We start from the raw sequence: 15436 nt of genomic DNA, 5'->3' as shown, positions 1-15436 counted from the left end.
ATTCAGAGCTTTGTTCAAAATTAGATATTAATCTCGAACGGATTAGACTTTTTGCCGCTATAAAAGTTTAATGCCAGCTAATTTTTTTATAAGGAACTACCAATCACTTTAAGCAAAGTATCGCATTTCAGTTCTGTTTCGAACCATTCCTGCTCAGGTACAGAGTCTTCCGTGATCCCGGCCCCTGCAAAAAACGTCGCAATGCCGTCCTTGAACCGCACGGTGCGGAGGTTAACGAACAAATGGGTATCACCACCCACTTGTACTGGCCCCAGGAAGCCGCTGTAATAGGAGCGGTTGTAACCTTCGACATCATTGATAAATCGAAGGCTGGGCGCCTTCGGTACACCGCAAATAGCCGACGTCGGGTGCAGGAGTTTGAGCATTACCGAAGCCAGCTCAGGGAAGTTGAGTGCCACGGTATCGACCTCGAAGACGGTCCTGAGATGGTATAGATTTCCCGCCAGCACAGTTTTGGGCCCCGTTTCCAGGTACTCGCGCAAGCGGATTTTTTTAAAGCATTCAATAATATAGCGGCTTACAAGCGCCTGCTCTTCAATCTCTTTCTCGCCCCAGCGGATGTCATACTTGGGTATGAGCTCACCCGATGCGTCACGAGCCCCCTGCGTACCTGCGAGGGACATGGTTTTGAAAATACCGCCGGATATTTGCTCTACCAGCAATTCGGGGCTTGCCCCGAGCCACAGTTCATTTTCTTCCGGCAGGTTCACCAGCGAAACAAATGCGTGAGGGTAGGCTTTCACGAGCCGCTGAAATGCCTGCGCGGGTTGAAATGCATCGGTGTATCGCAGGTCTTTGGTACGCGAGAGCACTACTTTTTTGAATTGATTCTGGCGGATTGCTGCCACCGCGAGCTCTACCGTCCGTTCGAAACGGGATTTGGCATCCAGGTGGCCGCTTAAAGGTAACAGCGGGTTGGAAGTTACCTGTTGCTGATTTTCGTGGTTGCTTTCGGTTAATGCGAGCTGAACGAGTCTTTTTACTTCGGGATGCTCCTCGCCGAGTTGGTTCTTGATGTGCGTGATCCGGTTGTCTTCCGAGAATGTCAGGATAATATCGCCTTCCAGGAAAAGTACTTCCTGGTCGTCTTCCCAGTAGAATGTGCTTATCACAAAGCCCGGGCTCATTTTTTCGAGTTCAGGCAGACATTTACGTGTGCCATCCTGAATGGAAATAAGCAGTTTAATTTCGTTGGCGTGGGGCAGGCGCCATACTGCTGACGGGAAACCCATCATTTTGGATGCACGCCAAAGCTCCTGAATCTGTAATCCCTCAAATATCGAAATCCCTGTGTCGGTCTGTACTGATAGCATTTATAACGAATGGGCGTGTCCCGTTAGGTCAATTTTCTGCAAAATAATGTTAGCGGTCTGCATTCACAATAGCAACTGTAAGTCTGCTGATGCAAACCAGTTTGTTTTCCTCATTGGTGATCCTGATGTCCCAGATATGCGTGGTCCGGCCGATATGGATCGGTCGCACGGTTCCGTACACATAACCCTCCTTCACCGGCCTCAGGTGGTTCGCATTGATTTCCAACCCTACGGCGTGTTTGTTTTCGTTTTCAGGAATTGTCAAGAATGAGGCGATGCTTCCCAGCGTTTCGGCCAGTACGACCGAGGCACCGCCGTGCAAAATTCCGAAGGGTTGATGGGTGCGTTTATCGACCGGCATTCGGGCTGACACATAATCCTTTCCGATTTCCGTAAACTCGATCCCGATGTGATGGGCGATACTGTTTTGTCCAAAAGATTGTAATGAATCGACGGTGACGGTTTTAGCGAACATATCTAAAAAATGTATAAATTTGTATTGGCTTTGCGGAATATAAACAAGGTTTTTGTAAATTTTATATTTAAATTATCCTATTGTCTTGAAAAGAAAATCGATTTACCTCATTCGCCACGGTGAAACTGATTTGAACCGCAGGGGAGTTGTCCAGGGGAGCGGTGTTGACTCCTTGCTGAATGAATGGGGAGAAGCTCAGGCCGAAGCTTTTTTTAATGCTTACCAACATGTTCCGTTTGACAAAATTTATACCTCTGACTTAAAGCGAACACATCAAACCGTCCGGGGGTTCATCAGGCTCGGTATACCGCATGAAAGCTACTCGGGGCTGAACGAAATATCATGGGGAGATCGTGAGGGCCGCGAACCGAACACGGGCGATAATAACTATTATCGTGAACTGGTAAACGCCTGGAAAGCAGGTGAGGTGAATCTTGCCGCAGAAGGCGGCGAAAGCCCCGTAGATGTGCGCGAACGTCAGATACCGGTGATCGATACGATTCTCTCCCGTCCGCATGAAAGGAATATTCTCATCGCCATGCACGGCCGTGCGATGCGCGTATTACTAACGACGCTTTTCAAACAGCCGCTGGTGCGTATGGACGACTACGAGCACAGCAATCTTTGCCTCTACAAGATTAATTACTCCTACGATACCCAGCAGTTCGAACTGGAAGTCTCCAACGATATCACACACCTTCTTTCCATCGAAATCCCGCAAACGATATAGCAGCCGTTTGTGTAGATTCGTTTCCATTGGTGTATTAATGTACCTCCCCTGAGGGGTCATTAATACATTTGTGGCTTTTCAATACATTATCAGCGTTCGTATGCTCATGTCCAAAAAACGCATTTATTGGACTCTTCAGATACTGGGTTGGACATTAATCATCATGTTCGAATACATTCCGTATCTCTTGGAATACGGTTTCAAGCTGACCGAGTTCTATTCTGCGCTGGCCAATATCCTGTTGGGCATTTGCCTTACCCATGTGTACCGCCTTGTGATCAGGCGGTGGAATTGGTCATCGCTGCCGTTGCCCAGGCTTGCGTTGCGGGTGATCGGGTCGGTGTTGTGGCTGGGGCTTATCATGACGATGATTAACCAACCAATGGATCGTGAGGTTCTGGAACACAATATGCTCAACCAGCCGTTGATTTTCTGGGGTTATTATACCAACTGGTGCAAAATCCTGCTGGCGTGGATATTGTCTTACACGGTTTATCACTATGTGGAGCAGAACCGACTCGCCAGCTATGAGAAGATCATGCTGAGAATGTCTATGCGCGAGGCGGAAGCGAAAGTGCTACGCTCGCAGCTCAATCCGCATTTTACATTCAATGCACTGAACAGCATCCGCGCATTGGTGTACGAAGATCCCAAGCGTGCGCAGCTCAGTATTACACAGCTATCCAACATATTAAGGAACTCTTTGCTGGCCGACCGCCGTAAAACAGTCGATTTACAGGAAGAGCTTCGCACGGTCGAAGATTATCTCGAACTGGAAAAAGTGCGTTACGAGGACCGCCTTTGTTACAGCATTACGACCAACCCGCAAGCTATTTACTGGCAAGTGCCGCCCATGATGTTGCAAACGCTCGTCGAGAACGGTATCAAGCATGGGGTTGCCAAGCAAATGGGAGGTGGATTTATCGGGTTAAAATCGGAAATTGCCAATGAGCTGCTTGTTATCACGATCCATAACTCGGGGAACCTGGGAGATACGGAGGTAAATGCAGGCAACCTGGGCAACACCGAATCCGGTGGGGTTGGTTTAAAAAATACAGCCGAGCGACTGTCGATTCTGTACGGTAAGGCGGCAACATTCCGGATTTTCCAGGAGAAAGAGAACGTGGTTTGTTCGGAAATTAAAATCCCGATGCTTTCGGAAGGCGTGATGATGGTGGGAGAAGGATCCGAAAAAGAGAACTAATGACCAAATCAATATACTATCTGTTTATTATTCCTAACTGATCCATCCGCCATGAGGACTTTAATTGTAGATGATGAGCGACTAGCGCGCAACGAGTTGAAGAGATTGCTTGAACCATACACTAAAATTGAAATAGTAGGAGAAGCCGCGAACGCGGAAGAGGCGCTGAAAATGATCGAAGAGCAGCAGCCTGAATTGCTTTTCCTGGATATTCAAATGCCCGGCAAGAACGGGTTTGAACTGCTTTCGTCGATCGAAGGCAAAAGCCCGGAGGTAATTTTTACCACCGCGTTCGACGAGTACGCGATCAAGGCATTTGAATTCAATGCATTGGATTACCTGCTCAAACCTATCGATACCGAACGTCTCAAAGAGACCATTCACCGCATTGAGGAGAATCAGGCTCAGCCGGAAGCACCCACGCATGCGAATGAGCGGGCGGAAAAAGTACTGGGCGAAAACGACCAGGTGTTTGTGAAAGATGGCGAGAAATGCTGGTTTGTAAAACTGGGTAAGATCCGTCTGTTCGAATCGATGGGAAACTATGTTCGTTTGCATTTCGACGACCAGAAGCCTTTGGTGTTGAAATCGCTGAACAACCTCGAAGAACGTCTGGATCCGAACACCTACTTCCGCGCCAACCGCAAGCATATTATCAACCTGCATTGGATCGAGAAAATCGAGCCGTGGTTCAGTGGGGGCTTGCTGGTAACCTTACAGGGCGGGGATAAAATCGAGATCTCGCGCCGCCAGGCCATTCGTTTCAAGGAACTGATGAGTCTATAATCGCTTTCTCAACTGAAAAAATCGATGACTATGGGTTTGAAGCAAATGGCTGCCCTGATGCTCGGCGCTTTGTCGTTCTGGGCATGTAACCAGCAGTCCAAAAATGATCAGGCAGTCGCTGAAACCGGCTATCAGGCAGGAGAGGTAAAAAAGGAGCAGTTTGGAGGGTGTGATACCGTTTCCAATAAAGGGGTATCTGTGCTGATTAACCTCTGGGAGCCGACTGATTCCGGGGCTGTTGCCACCAAAATCAGGGAAATTCTGACGGACAAGGCCATTAAGCGGTTGAATTCCTACGGTGACCCGGCCAGTGCGTTAGCCCGCTTGGAGGCTATTAAAAGCCCGAAAGCAGCTTTCGAAGATTTTGAAAAAAACTATAATGATTTCAAGAAGGAGTTTCCCGACTCTCCGGGCTGCTGGGAAGTGGAATTGCATGGCGATACCGTCATGACAACCCCGAAAGTAATGTTCTATCAGCTGGATCATTACGCATTCACCGGTGGCGCACATCCCAACAGCTTCACTTCGTATCATGCCTTCGACGGTAAGACGGGTGAGGAAATCGAAATGAAAAACTTTGTAGCCGACTCGGTGGCTTTGTTGAGTCTGGTGGAAAAGAAGTTTCGTGAGCTGGAAAAGCTCGCGCCCGGGGTCGACCTGGAAGATGCAGGTTATTTTCTCGCGAATCATAAATTCTTTCTTCCGGCCAATTATGTGTTTAGGCCGGAAGGAGTCTTATTTTTCTATAATCCTTATGAAATAGCAGCCTACGCCCGTGGGCCAATCGAGCTTACAATTCCTTATGAGGAGCTGAAAGGTATTATCAGGAAAGAAGCGGTGTTCTGATCACATTTCACCGGAATCTTTGAAACTATAATAACCGTCATCGGTAAAGATGATATGGTCCTGAACAGGCAGGTCGAGCAATCGGCCTGCTTCTTTTATTTGTTCGGTCAGCACCTTGTCTGCAAAGCTCGGTATGAGCTGCCCCGATGGGTGATTATGTACCAGGATCAGCGAACTGGCCATATGGTCCAACGCAATTTTGAATATCATTTTAATATCGGTCGCAGTACCGGAAATGCCGCCCACGCTCACCTGTATCACCCGCATCACGTAATTCCCGCGGTTGAGCAGTAAAATCCAGAATTCCTCATGCGTTTTGTCCATCAGATAGGGGCGCATGGCTTCATACACCGGCTGGGAACCGATGATCTTACGTTTTTTATCAGAAATAATGTCTTTGCGCCGCCGGCCGAGTTCCAGTGCAGCAAGGATGGTAAGTGCCTTCGCTTCGCCTATACCTTTGATTTTTGTCAGGTCCCGGACGTTCAGTTTGGCGAGTTCATTAATATTGTTGCCTACCGATGTCATGAGGGCTTTGGCAAGGTCCACGGCAGTCATTTCCCTCGTTCCCGAGCGGATCAGGATGGCCATCAGCTCAGAGTCCGAGCAGGCGGCCCGGCCTTTGTTCATGAATTTCTCACGGGGTTTGTCGTCATCGTGCCAATTGATGATCACTTTCGGATTGTCGCTCTTTTTTCTGGGCATATCAAATGTTGCATTAATGCTTGCATCCTTGATACGCTGAAAGTGCGTTTTGGTAACAATCCTATTGTCCTAATTCTGTCAGCGCGGCACGGGCTTTATTGTCGATGCTGTTTTTGTACTCGTGCTTTTTAAAGCTCATCGCTTTTTTGAAATACATTACAGCTCTCTGATTATCAGCTTTTTTTTGATAAATGTAACCCATCTGTAATGCCGAAGAAGCCGCAAATCCCCCGGCGCCCGGGTCTGCCTGCCCAAGCGCTATCGAACGGTCGTAAAATAGTGCAGACTCATTCGTTCGTCCTGATTTTTGAAGAATTCGGGCCATTCGATAATTGAACTCGGCTTTTTCGTAAGTTGTGTTAAAAGTTTTCTCCGAAACAGCTTTCATCAGTTCCTCGGCTCTCTGAAAATAACCGCCGTCGGTGGCATACCGGGCCTTGTACAGCACCTTTTGGCTCGGACTGATTTTTCCTTCACCATATTCTTTCGCAATCCTTTCGGCAAACTGATCGGCCTCCACAATGGTACTGCCACTTTGGGTTACTTTTTGCATATAACCCGCGGCCTCCCGGTCGCGCCCGGCGAGCCAGCGGCACATGAACATTTTGAAATAGCTGTCTTTGATATAATTAAATCCGGCATATTGTTTCAGAAACCGGGCATAAGCGGCAAATGCCTCATCGTAATCGCCACTTTGCAATGCGATTTCCCCGCGTAGGTAATGAAGGAACGGAAAAGGCATGTATTCCCTGCCAGTCGGTGCATCGGCGAGGAAATGCAAAGCCTCTTCGCTCCGGTTTTCTTTCATTAAAACGGTCGTAGCGAAAAAGTGCAGTAGCAGGTTGTCGGGTTGTTCTTGCGGCCACTGGCGAATCCGGGCTTGTTGCTCAGGGCTGAGTTGCAGGGTGTAGGCATGTAACAGGAGGTCAATCAGCTCGGCTTCCTGTTTGAAAAAAGGCTCTTCTTTTACCACTTCACGGAGCTCGCGGATACCCTGCGCGATGTTCCCTTTCAAACCGAGAATCTTGGCGATCCACGTATAGTTTTCAGGAATGGAGCCTATCAGCACGTGCAGTAGTCCAAGCGATTTAAGGGTAGGGGTGAATGCAGGGAATTTCTTGCGGTTATCTTCCAGGAGCCGGTAAGCCTTGATAATTTCCCACGAGCCGCTGACCTCATTGCCGAATTTGAGCTTGGCAAATGCGGAGTGCAGGCGGATGTCAGCCTGAAAAAGTCGCTTGTAGGGTGATTTTTCAGAAAGCCTCCCTACCAAATCGAGTCGCTTGTCCTGTTGTTGGGTGAAAACTTTGTAGCGTGAGCGGTCCTCGGCGATGAGCAGATCATGCAGGTCGGCATAGCTGTCGAGGTAGGATATAAACGGATTGTCGGGATTGCCGGCCCTTTCGTCGTTGATCAGCTCACGGGCGGCAGGCAGCCTCAGTTTTTGTATTTCAAAATAGGCTTTTTGCAGTTTGGGAGAAAATGCAACGTCGCTTTGCTCCTCGATAGCTGATGCCGGCCGGTGGAAAAGTAACAAAAGCAGCAGGCACATCAGTAACCTGAATCCCGCATATTTGGCCTCCGAATAACTGCTGCTCATGGTAATGCACATAAAAAAAGGTTGCCCGGATCAGACAACCTTTCAATTTAATATTAATAATTCTAGCGGCGTTGGTGAACCGGCTGAACGCTTTCAACGTCGGCGAGGATACGTCCGCAGTGTTCGCAAACGATCAGTTTCTTACGCTCACGGATATCTGCCTGACGCTGAGGAGGAACGATGCTGAAGCATCCACCACAGGCGCCACGCTGCACGTGTACAACAGCCAAGCCGTTGAGTGAGTTGTCCCGGATCTTCTGGTAAGATTTCAGTAAGCGTTCTTCGATTTTCTTAATGTGTTTCTCCCTTTCAGCGATCAGCGCCTGTTCTTCGGCCTGGCTTTCCGAGGTAATGACCGAAAGTTCGTTTTTCTTAACTTTCAGATCTTCGTTCCGTTCGTTCAGGATGGACTCCGCGCGGTTGGCATCTTCCTCGATGAGGCGGATACGGGCCCTGGCTTCGTTGATTTTCTTGTCGGCCAGTTGCATATCCAGTTCCTGTAATTCTATTTCTTTGGTGATGGCGTCATATTCGCGGTTGTTGCGGACGTTCATCTGCTGATCTTTGTATTTCTTGATCAGTTTTTCCCCTTCTTTCTGCGCATTTTTGAAATTGTCGATTTCTGTGTTCAGGTTGGCAATTTCAGATTTAAATTTTCCTAAACGCGTTTCGATTCCTGCAATCTCATCTTCCAGGTCCCTTACTTCTTCGGGAAGGTCCCCGCGGGTTTTTAGTATTTCGTCAAGGCTTGAATCGATTTCCTGAAGTTTCAGGAGAGCATCTAGTTTTTGTGCGATTGTGTTTTCCATGTATGTCTTTTATGGACTTGTTTCAATGCTTGAAATGTGAGGTAGTCAGCCCTAATTTAAACAGATTATCAGCAGAATTCGTTGTCAAAACCGGTTTTCAGGAAAAATACCGCACCGGATTGGTACTGATTTCTGACAAACAGAGTGCGAAATTACTAAATTTTCCTGATATATAGTCATGCAATAAATTTTTCGTAAACACTTCGCTTTCGTAATGCCCTATGTCACAGATCATGATACGTCCTTCGGCGTCGAAAAATTCGTGATACTTGTAGTCCGCCGTTACGTACACGTCGGCGCCTGCGGAAACGGCATTGCGCAGGAGAAAGCTGCCTGCCCCGCCACATACCGCCACCCGGCGGATTGACTTGCCGGTCGGTTCCGTATGTTTCACGACCGATGCTTCCATGCCGTTCTTTAAATAACTCAAAAAGTCGAGGGATTCCATCGCCTCGGGAAGCTCGCCGATGGCACCTGCACCCACTTCCTGGTTTTCGTTTTCGAGCGCAGACATGTAATAGGCCACTTCCTCGTACGGGTGTGTACGCCTAAGTGCGCTCAGTACCGATCCCTGTAAATGTGAAGGCAGTATCACCTCCACGCGGTGTTCCTTCACCGTTTCCAGTTCGCCGCGTGCGCCGATGACCGGGTTTGCATTGTTGCCTGGCAAAAATGTGCCTAGTCCTTCACTTCGGAAGCTGCAATTGCTGTATTCGCCGATTTCTCCGGCACCTGCTTCGAACAATGCGCTTAGTACTTCCCGGGTGTTTTCAACGGGGCAGAAGAAAGCCAGTTTGGTCAGAACCTGTTTTTTAGGTGCCAGTACTTTTATATTCTGAAGGCCCAGGCGCTTTGCGATTTGCCAGTTTACGCCTCCTACCACATGGTCAAGATTGGTGTGCGTGGCGTAAAGCGCAATATCATTTTTAATAGCCTTGATGACTGTCCGCTCCACATAATTCTTACCATTAAGCTTTTTAAGACCTTTGAAAATAACGGGATGGTGTGCGACAATGAGGTTACATTGCCTGCGGATGGCCTCGTCAACGATGTCCTCCGTTATATCCAGTGTGAAGAGAATGCCGGTAACTTCTGTATCCGGTGCGCCAACCAGCAGGCCTGCGTTGTCGTAATCCTCCTGATAAGGCAGCGGAGCCAGCTTTTCGAGCTCGGTTAAAATTTCTTTGATGAAAGTCATAAATTTTCTCTTGGTTCAACTATTTCATTTTCAGAATATTCTTAGTTGAGGGGCTATTGTTTTTGCAAATAAAATAACTAAATTGCTGTGTAAGGTGTTGCAATCGTAAATATTAGTAGTAGTTTTGCACCACGTTTTACAAAAACGCTTGTAAAACGAATCGGTTTGGTAGTTCAGTTGGTTAGAATACATGCCTGTCACGCATGGGGTCGCGGGTTCGAGTCCCGTCCAGACCGCCGAGAAATAAGTTAGGTAGTATACTGGTTCGAGTCCCGCCGGAATGCCGGCTCAGCCAGACCGCCGATTAAGTTGAAGTTCTTTATTTTTTGGTTTGGTAGTTCAGTTGGTTAGAATACATGCCTGTCACGCATGGGGTCGCGGGTTCGAGTCCCGTCCAGACCGCACAAAAGCTCAGAGGAATCTGGGCTTTTTGCATTTTAAGGCTTTCTGCTTTGGTATGATTTTCATGTTGGCGAAAGATTTTTTAGATCTTTTTCTCAAACGACGAAAGTTATGGCCAGTAACCAATTTCAGGAATGTATTGATGCGTGCGTGTCATGCGCGCAGGCGTGTGTCACTTGTGCGACCGCGTGTCTACGCGATGAACATGTTGCGCATCTTCGAAAATGTATCCAGCTCGACATGGAGTGTGCCGCAGTATGTCACGCCGCTGTGGAATTAATGACGCTTGAAAGCGATTTTAGTGCGCACCTTTGCAGAGTGTGTGCGGATATTTGTAATGCGTGTGCCGCTGAATGTGAGCAACATGCGGCGATGGGGATGGCTCATTGCCGCGTTTGTGCAGAGGCTTGCAGGCTTTGTGCTGCTACCTGTGAAAGTATGGCTACGCCCGTTTAAAAAAGGCGTAAAAAAAACACGCAGGTTTCAAAATGAACCCGCGTGTCAAATTACACTTCATCAACAAACTAAAAACCAAATAAAACTAATACGAAAAAAATCGCTTGTCAAGTTTTTTTTGCTGTAGGAGGGGGATTCGAACCACCCACGGTGCGGTTAGCTACGGTACAAATACTGTTGGTGGTCCACCCCAGTCGACTTGCGTCGGCATTATGCCGCGTTTATCCCTTATTCACCACCCCCGAGACAGGAGGGCATGGCTGCCAATTTCATCACCCTACAATGTGATCTCAAACAGAGTAAAAGCAATATTGCTACTGCCTTTTTTCTAATTTGGTTTTGCAAAACTAAAACTTCTGATCTGAATTATAAAATATTTTCATTTAAAATTGTTAAAATTTACAATTCTTTCATAATTTGAGCCTAATTGTTGCGAAGAATTCAAACTTTTAACACAAAATGCAAAAATATTCAGATATTGATAATACCGACCTGCGCATCCTTTCCTTGCTCATCGAAAACGCAGCGTTACCGTACACGGAAATCGGGAAGCGTGTGTTCGTGTCTGGCGGGACCGTGCATGTGCGCATGAAAAAGCTGGAACAAATGGGCATCGTAAAGGGCTCCCAGCTCGTGATCGACCCTACAAAGCTGGGCTGGGATATCAGCGCTTTCCTGGGAATCTACCTGGATAAAAGTTCGTTGTACGAGCAAGTGGCTACCGAACTTGAAGGCATTCCGGAAGTTGTGAATATCCATTATACCACGGGAATTTATAGTATCTTTCTTAAGATAGTGTGCAGAGACACCGGGCACCTCCGCGAAATCCTCCATGACAAGATCCAGAAAGTAAACGGCATACAGCGAACGGAAACCTTTATTTCGTTAGAAGAGCGCATTAATCGTTCTATTCCACTGGCTGAGAGCTAGTTTGAAATTTATCTTGACCTCATCAAAAGAAATTTGTAGATTTGTGTTGTATATATAAAAAACTTATATATATTTGCTGTATAAAAATTTAACTCATGGAGAATAACACAACGAGTAACGAGTATGTACGGGGTACATTGAAAACCATCGTGTTGAATTTGCTGGCAGAGCACGACCGGATGTATGGTTATGAGATTACCCAGGAAGTAAAAGACAGAACCGGCGGCGCTATCGCCCTGACGTTCGGTGCACTTTATCCTGTGCTCCATAAACTTGAGCAAGAGGGGTTGCTGCTGACCGAGTCGGTGGAGGTGGACGGACGTCTTCGGAAATATTATTCCCTGACGCACCGAGGAAATGAAACTGCCCGTACTAAAACCAATGACTTAGAGCGTTTTATAGAGGCAGTAAGATTGCTGCTTGCTCCTAAAAACCTGGCAACAGAATAAAGAATAGGTACATGGCTAATCTCTAAACAGATCGATCTATGAAACGCCTTCAGGAAAATCGCATTGACCAAATAAGCAAGTATTTGCAGGCAAGCAAGCTGGATCCGGGATTGCTTCCGGAGATTCTCGACCACCTGGCTTGTGAAGCGGAGGAAAGTCTTTGGGATGGCAAGTCATTCGAGCAGATTTACCAGGATATGGTAAAGACGGCTGATGCGCAAACCCTCCTGAATCTGAGTGTTGATCATCAAAATCTATTAGCCATGGAAAAATCCCTCAATGACATCGTCTTCGAGAATCGTAACAAGTCGTACGGTGCGTATGATCTGAGAAAAGGTTACGGGCAGACCGTCCAACGGGCGGTTGTAATGGGTGTAGCGTTCTTTCTGCTGCTGGTAATGTTTCCGCAGCTTTATGCAAAATTGATACCGGATCCAAAGCCTGATGACGTAGCCTGGCTCGTGGAGGCGGAGACGGTCAACGTTACGATGGAAGAGCCGCCTGCGCCGCCTCCCGCCAAGGAAGAACCGGAGCCCGTACAGAAAACGGTGAAGTCGCTGACGCCTGAGGTGCTTCCGGACGACAAAGTCGAGATTGAAGAGCTACCGCCGGTGGTTGACGACCTTAGTAATGCCCAACCTTCGACGGAAACCGTGGAAGGGGTAGAGGATCTTGATGTGATTGTCCCACCTGTTGAAAGTGCGGTGGCTCCCAAAGCCGAGGCTGCCGGGATTGAAGCGAGGAAAGAAGAGACTTTTACGTTTGTAGAACAGTCGCCCCAATATGCAGGAGGAAACGAGGCGATGGCGGCTTTTCTGCGAAAAAACCTGAAATATCCTTCGCAAGCATCGCGTGCAGGTATTCAAGGAAAGGTATTCGTACAATTTACAGTAGGTTCTGATGGAAAAATAGAGAATGCGGCCGCAGTGAAGGGGATCGGGTTTGGTTGCGATGAGGAAGCGGTAAGAGTGGTGAAAATGATGAAAGACTGGATGCCAGGCAAACAAGCTGGAGTTCCGGTGAGGGTTAGATTTACACTGCCGATCGCATTTCAACTGGACTGATCATCGCCTTCTTGCGTAGATGCCTCCCTGTTATTGAAGAAAATCCTCGCTTCGGCGGGGATTTTTTCGTTTTTTTGTACTATTCAAATTTTCCCACCGCAGGCCGGATAATGACAGTACTAGTGAGTAACCATTTCAGTGTGAGTAATTAATGTATGCGATAGTTGATATTGAGACCACAGGCGGAGGAGGGACTTCACGTATTACAGAGATTGCCGTTTTCAGACACGATGGTATCCGGATCGTTGATTTTTTTCACTCGCTGATTAACCCGGAAATGTATATTCCACCATTTATCACCCGCCTTACCGGGATCGATAATGAAATGGTGAAAAATGCGCCCACATTCTACGATGTCCAGGATGCCGTAAGGGCCATGACCCGCGATGCGTGGTTCGTAGCCCATAATGCGAAATTTGATTACGGATTCATCAAACGGGAATTCGGCGCGTTGGACGAGTATTTTCAACGCGATTTGCTTTGCACTGTGCAGCTAAGCCGGAAAATCTTTCCTGGCTTGAAATCATATAGCCTGGGAAATCTGTGCGAGAGCCTGGAAATCATGATCGAAAACCGGCACCGCGCCCATGGCGATGCGGAAGCGACCGTCCGTCTTTTTGAAAAACTTCTGCTAAACGACAGGCAGAATCTTATCCCCATGGATTTATATCAGTAGCAAATCCTGCCCCAATCTTTCATGGAATGGTTTTTGAAGGTCAGATAGACATTACTAACCTAAATGATTCCTTCTCATGAAAGCTTACATCAATCTTCTGATAATCCTCCTTTTATCCTTCACACTGATGAGCTGCGAGCTAATCGGCGATATTTTCAAGACGGGCGTTTGGACGGGCGTAATTCTCGTTGTGGGAATCATCGGCATTATAATCTGGCTGCTCGCGAAGGCGTTCGGCGGGGGCTCGCGGTGACGCGTAAGCATCATGAATGTGAGAAATACATAAAAAACGTGCGTAGGCGCTTGCTTCTGAAAATTCTCCGTTTCATCTTTGCACTCCTCAAATGAGGGTCGGGTGTCGAAAAGTGATAGCCGGCGATGATTGAAATGGGGGATTAGCTCAGTTGGCTAGAGCGCTTGCATGGCATGCAAGAGGTCGTCGGTTCGAATCCGATATTCTCCACTTGATAATCAGCCACTTACAGATAAAATGTAAGTGGCTTTTTTATTTAGGTCGAACATAGGTCGAACATTTTTCTTTGTTTTTATTTGGCTTTCTTAGTATCTGGCGATTCAGCCACATTACTTTTTAGCGGTTTTTTGCTGGTTTGGCATTTAATCGAACAGCCGCTACTGTCGTTGTGTTTTCATCTACCTCATTTTTGGGGTTTGAGTATCGAGTGTCAAACATTTTTTTTGCATCATTATAGCTAGTCACTGCACCGAGGATATGCAGAAATTTGATATAATACCATGCAAAATCGATTTGGTATGGTTTAAAACCACTTCTTGCACTTTTAGGAAATAAGTGATGGTTATTGTGCCACTCACCGGCAACAATTCCTGGCCACAGTTGGTTAATAGATCGATCTGCATGGCAGAAATCGATTCCGGGGCGCTGCTTATCCTCCCCCTTGCCGTGCCCTTCGTAATTGAAAGTTCTGACACCTACGGCCCAAAAGCCTGCCGCTCCGAAGAGTGTACATGATAATGCATGCCCTCCAAGCAAGAAAAAGATTAAATACCAAAACGACCAGTTCAGGACCCAACTGACTAAGGCTCTTCTGGGATGTTGGTAGGATCCCCATCTCTTGTACTGCTGGAATGTATTCGGGACGAGACCGGTATGCTTCATTAGTGATTTTACGCGACTATATTGGATTTCATCCAGACTCAGTGAAATGGGCTGGTGATTAACATCCGCCAAAAAGCAGTACAAAAAACCGCCTTCCGCATTATAAGGATCTCCCGGGCGATCAGATTTGGCATGATGTACGTGGTGAGACACTAAATATATTTCCTCAGGGATCATACTAATCGTCAAATTCTGTGTGAAAAACCGCCAGAAATGATTGCGAAATTTGTAAGCGCCATGCGTGCAATATCGGTGGTGCCAGATGGTACCGTGTGTTCCCATAACGAACATGCTGTATATGAACGCGGCGATCAGCAATGGAACGGTAAAAAATTTTAAGATAAAAAGTAGTAGAAATGGTACCATGCAGACCACCTTTCCCCAACTCAAAACCGTTAACCAATTTCTTTTGTCTCGAAAAACATTCAATCTCTGGAAAAACTCTGAAAATAATTGTTTAACACTGGGTTTGACAAGGTTTCCCTCGTGGTCTTGCCAGCCATAAGATGGTACGCGTAATACGACATCGATAAAACTCATAATTATAGGTTGAAATAGTGGAAATATTTGATGCGGTTGTTTGCGGCATTAGGCCGTTTCGCTAAATAGGCGGCATAATGCTCAGGCCGTTTCAAAT

General features: G+C 47.2%; 17 protein-coding genes and 3 tRNA genes. 13 read left to right on the top strand and 7 right to left on the bottom strand.

Annotated features, from left to right (window positions below):
- Window positions 1-86 precede the first annotated feature (86 nt).
- Window positions 87-1334, bottom strand: coding sequence for a chorismate-binding protein (locus tag AC2YIT_RS18300; protein WP_487280104.1), 1248 nt, complete (start codon window positions 1332-1334; stop codon window positions 87-89).
- Window positions 1335-1383: 49 nt separating this feature from the next.
- Window positions 1384-1809 carry a hotdog fold thioesterase gene (locus AC2YIT_RS18295; protein WP_430851009.1) on the bottom strand — a complete coding sequence of 142 codons (426 nt, stop codon included), beginning with the start codon at window positions 1807-1809 and terminating at the stop codon, window positions 1384-1386.
- Window positions 1810-1894: 85 nt separating this feature from the next.
- Here AC2YIT_RS18295 and AC2YIT_RS18290 point away from each other — a divergent pair, with 85 nt between their 5' ends.
- From AC2YIT_RS18290 to AC2YIT_RS18275, 4 genes are all read left to right on the top strand, one after another.
- Entirely contained in the window at window positions 1895-2539 is a 645-nt protein-coding gene (locus AC2YIT_RS18290; RefSeq protein ID WP_430851011.1) for a histidine phosphatase family protein, read from the top strand.
- 106 nt (window positions 2540-2645) lie between these two features.
- Complete coding sequence (locus AC2YIT_RS18285) at window positions 2646-3743, top strand: sensor histidine kinase (protein ID WP_430851147.1); 1098 nt, start codon at window positions 2646-2648, stop codon at window positions 3741-3743.
- Between the two features lie 51 nt (window positions 3744-3794).
- Window positions 3795-4529, top strand: coding sequence for a LytR/AlgR family response regulator transcription factor (locus AC2YIT_RS18280; RefSeq protein WP_487280103.1), 735 nt, complete (start codon window positions 3795-3797; stop codon window positions 4527-4529).
- 30 nt (window positions 4530-4559) lie between these two features.
- Window positions 4560-5375: a DUF3298 and DUF4163 domain-containing protein gene (locus AC2YIT_RS18275; RefSeq protein ID WP_430851014.1), complete on the top strand. Its 816-nt coding sequence runs from the start codon at window positions 4560-4562 to the stop codon at window positions 5373-5375.
- Here the strand turns inward: AC2YIT_RS18275 and radC are convergent, their stop codons facing one another.
- The 4 genes from radC to AC2YIT_RS18255 all read right to left on the bottom strand — a co-directional run bounded on the left by radC (window position 5376) and on the right by AC2YIT_RS18255 (window position 9687).
- Window positions 5376-6080 carry a RadC family protein gene (gene radC, locus AC2YIT_RS18270; protein ID WP_430851016.1) on the bottom strand — a complete coding sequence of 235 codons (705 nt, stop codon included), beginning with the start codon at window positions 6078-6080 and terminating at the stop codon, window positions 5376-5378.
- A 61-nt stretch (window positions 6081-6141) separates the two neighbouring features.
- Window positions 6142-7680: a hypothetical protein gene (locus tag AC2YIT_RS18265; RefSeq protein ID WP_487280102.1), complete on the bottom strand. Its 1539-nt coding sequence runs from the start codon at window positions 7678-7680 to the stop codon at window positions 6142-6144.
- A 62-nt stretch (window positions 7681-7742) separates the two neighbouring features.
- On the bottom strand, window positions 7743-8489 hold the full coding sequence (locus tag AC2YIT_RS18260) for a zinc ribbon domain-containing protein (RefSeq protein ID WP_430851020.1): 747 nt from the start codon (window positions 8487-8489) through the stop codon (window positions 7743-7745).
- Between the two features lie 97 nt (window positions 8490-8586).
- A complete protein-coding gene (locus AC2YIT_RS18255; RefSeq protein WP_430851022.1) occupies window positions 8587-9687 on the bottom strand; it encodes a Nif3-like dinuclear metal center hexameric protein in 1101 nt (366 codons plus the stop codon).
- Window positions 9688-9849: 162 nt separating this feature from the next.
- Here AC2YIT_RS18255 and AC2YIT_RS18250 point away from each other — a divergent pair.
- The 9 genes from AC2YIT_RS18250 (at window position 9850) to AC2YIT_RS18210 (ending at window position 14127) form a co-directional block, all read left to right on the top strand.
- A tRNA-Asp gene (locus AC2YIT_RS18250) sits at window positions 9850-9923 on the top strand.
- A gap of 92 nt (window positions 9924-10015) precedes the next feature.
- A tRNA-Asp gene (locus AC2YIT_RS18245) sits at window positions 10016-10089 on the top strand.
- Window positions 10090-10200: 111 nt separating this feature from the next.
- Window positions 10201-10545, top strand: a complete 345-nt coding sequence (locus AC2YIT_RS18240) for a four-helix bundle copper-binding protein (protein ID WP_487280101.1) — start codon at window positions 10201-10203, stop codon at window positions 10543-10545.
- A 459-nt stretch (window positions 10546-11004) separates the two neighbouring features.
- On the top strand, window positions 11005-11475 hold the full coding sequence (locus tag AC2YIT_RS18235) for an Lrp/AsnC ligand binding domain-containing protein (RefSeq protein WP_015814589.1): 471 nt from the start codon (window positions 11005-11007) through the stop codon (window positions 11473-11475).
- Window positions 11476-11570: 95 nt separating this feature from the next.
- Complete coding sequence (locus AC2YIT_RS18230; RefSeq protein WP_015814590.1) at window positions 11571-11924, top strand: PadR family transcriptional regulator; 354 nt, start codon at window positions 11571-11573, stop codon at window positions 11922-11924.
- A gap of 38 nt (window positions 11925-11962) precedes the next feature.
- Window positions 11963-12988, top strand: coding sequence for an energy transducer TonB (locus AC2YIT_RS18225; protein WP_430851027.1), 1026 nt, complete (start codon window positions 11963-11965; stop codon window positions 12986-12988).
- 151 nt (window positions 12989-13139) lie between these two features.
- A complete protein-coding gene (locus AC2YIT_RS18220; protein ID WP_430851029.1) occupies window positions 13140-13664 on the top strand; it encodes a 3'-5' exonuclease in 525 nt (174 codons plus the stop codon).
- A gap of 76 nt (window positions 13665-13740) precedes the next feature.
- The gene (locus AC2YIT_RS18215; protein WP_430851031.1) at window positions 13741-13917 is read left to right on the top strand and encodes a hypothetical protein; all 177 of its coding nucleotides are present in this window, start codon (window positions 13741-13743) and stop codon (window positions 13915-13917) included.
- A 136-nt stretch (window positions 13918-14053) separates the two neighbouring features.
- Window positions 14054-14127: transfer RNA gene (locus AC2YIT_RS18210), tRNA-Ala, on the top strand.
- 126 nt (window positions 14128-14253) lie between these two features.
- Here the strand turns inward: AC2YIT_RS18210 and AC2YIT_RS18205 are convergent.
- Entirely contained in the window at window positions 14254-15339 is a 1086-nt protein-coding gene (locus AC2YIT_RS18205; protein ID WP_486279411.1) for a fatty acid desaturase, read from the bottom strand.
- Window positions 15340-15436: the final 97 nt, after the last annotated feature.

This window comes from Dyadobacter sp. SRI_021, assembly GCF_057586235.1.
The sequence above is the reverse complement of the archived record's forward strand: the minus strand, read 5'-3'. Positions and strand labels throughout refer to the sequence as shown.

Coding starts and splice junctions, on each gene's coding strand:
- AC2YIT_RS18300 (WP_487280104.1), bottom strand. CDS start 1,334: ATGCTATCAGTACAGACCGACACAGGGATTTCGATATTTGAGGGATTA.
- AC2YIT_RS18295 (WP_430851009.1), bottom strand. CDS start 1,809: ATGTTCGCTAAAACCGTCACCGTCGATTCATTACAATCTTTTGGACAA.
- AC2YIT_RS18285 (WP_430851147.1), top strand. CDS start 2,646: ATGTCCAAAAAACGCATTTATTGGACTCTTCAGATACTGGGTTGGACA.
- AC2YIT_RS18280 (WP_487280103.1), top strand. CDS start 3,795: ATGAGGACTTTAATTGTAGATGATGAGCGACTAGCGCGCAACGAGTTG.
- AC2YIT_RS18275 (WP_430851014.1), top strand. CDS start 4,560: ATGGGTTTGAAGCAAATGGCTGCCCTGATGCTCGGCGCTTTGTCGTTC.
- radC (WP_430851016.1), bottom strand. CDS start 6,080: ATGCCCAGAAAAAAGAGCGACAATCCGAAAGTGATCATCAATTGGCAC.
- AC2YIT_RS18265 (WP_487280102.1), bottom strand. CDS start 7,680: ATGAGCAGCAGTTATTCGGAGGCCAAATATGCGGGATTCAGGTTACTG.
- AC2YIT_RS18260 (WP_430851020.1), bottom strand. CDS start 8,489: ATGGAAAACACAATCGCACAAAAACTAGATGCTCTCCTGAAACTTCAG.
- AC2YIT_RS18255 (WP_430851022.1), bottom strand. CDS start 9,687: ATGACTTTCATCAAAGAAATTTTAACCGAGCTCGAAAAGCTGGCTCCG.
- AC2YIT_RS18240 (WP_487280101.1), top strand. CDS start 10,201: ATGGCCAGTAACCAATTTCAGGAATGTATTGATGCGTGCGTGTCATGC.
- AC2YIT_RS18235 (WP_015814589.1), top strand. CDS start 11,005: ATGCAAAAATATTCAGATATTGATAATACCGACCTGCGCATCCTTTCC.
- AC2YIT_RS18230 (WP_015814590.1), top strand. CDS start 11,571: ATGGAGAATAACACAACGAGTAACGAGTATGTACGGGGTACATTGAAA.
- AC2YIT_RS18225 (WP_430851027.1), top strand. CDS start 11,963: ATGAAACGCCTTCAGGAAAATCGCATTGACCAAATAAGCAAGTATTTG.
- AC2YIT_RS18220 (WP_430851029.1), top strand. CDS start 13,140: ATGTATGCGATAGTTGATATTGAGACCACAGGCGGAGGAGGGACTTCA.
- AC2YIT_RS18215 (WP_430851031.1), top strand. CDS start 13,741: ATGAAAGCTTACATCAATCTTCTGATAATCCTCCTTTTATCCTTCACA.
- AC2YIT_RS18205 (WP_486279411.1), bottom strand. CDS start 15,339: ATGAGTTTTATCGATGTCGTATTACGCGTACCATCTTATGGCTGGCAA.